Below are 1,024 nucleotides of genomic sequence, written 5' to 3'. Positions count from 1 at the left end.
CCTAGGGCCTGTTTCGAAGTCTGGTTCGGGGTGGTCCGGCGTGTCTTGATCGTTAACGTGTGAGGCCTCCGGTAGGTGGTTTAACGACCAAGAAAAACCCGATACCGGAGGCCTCGTGGCCACCCTAGCGGTGACGAGGCGGTTCGATCTGACCGATGCGCAGTGGGCGGTCTTGGCGCCGCTGCTGCCTGTGCCCAGGCGGCCAGGTCGACCGTCTCAGTGGAGTAAACGGCAGCTCATCGATGGGATCCGCTGGCGGTTGCGGGTGGGTGCGCCGTGGCGGGACGTGCCGGAGTGCTACGGCTCCTGGCGGGCGGTGTACGGGTTGTTCCGCCGTTGGCAGCGTGCCGGGGTGTGGGCGCAGATCCTGGCCCGGCTGCAGATGCTGGCCGACCAGGCCGGGATGATCGGCTGGCAGGTGAACGTGGACTCCACCATCATGCGCGCCCATCAGCACGCCGCCGGGGCTCGCGTCCGCGCCGATCTGCAGAGGGAACCGCCCGGTGGGGTGCATACCGAGCCGGCCGATCACGCCCTGGGCCGCTCCCGTGGCGGCCTGTCGACCAAGCTGCATCTGGCGTGCGAGCAGGGACAGAAACCGATGTCGATGGTGGTGACCGCCGGACAGCGCGGCGACGCGCCGCAGTTCGAGGCGGTGATGGCCGGTATCCGGGTCGCCCGTGCGGGCGGCGGCCGACCGCGTACCCGACCGGATCGGGTCCGTGCGGACAAGGCCTATTCCTCGCGTGCGATCCGTGCCCATCTGCGGCGGCGCGGTATCGCGTGCACCATCCCCACACCGGCCGATCAGGCAGGTCACCGGCTACGGCGGGGCAGTCACGGTGGTCGGCCACCATCGTTCGACGCAGACGACTACCGCAACCGCCACGCTGTGGAGTGCGGCATCAACCGGCTCAAACGCCACCGCGCCATGGCCACCCGATACGAAAAGCTCGCCGTCCGCTACCAGGCAACACTCCACGTCGCCGCCATCAACGAATGGCTACACGCACTTCGAAACACG

General features: G+C 68.4%; 1 protein-coding gene. It reads left to right on the top strand.

Annotated features, from left to right (window positions below; translation table 11 throughout):
• Positions 1–130: 130 nt before the first annotated feature.
• The coding region (locus ABD333_RS47380) for an IS5 family transposase (RefSeq protein ID WP_344549503.1) at positions 131–1,024 on the top strand (894 nt) is incomplete at its 3' end.

Origin of the sequence: Actinomadura fulvescens, from assembly GCF_039533225.1 — a bacterium.
GTDB lineage: Bacteria > Actinomycetota > Actinomycetes > Streptosporangiales > Streptosporangiaceae > Spirillospora > Spirillospora fulvescens.
Note: the sequence above shows the minus strand (reverse complement) of the source record. Positions and strands in the feature narration are given on the sequence as shown.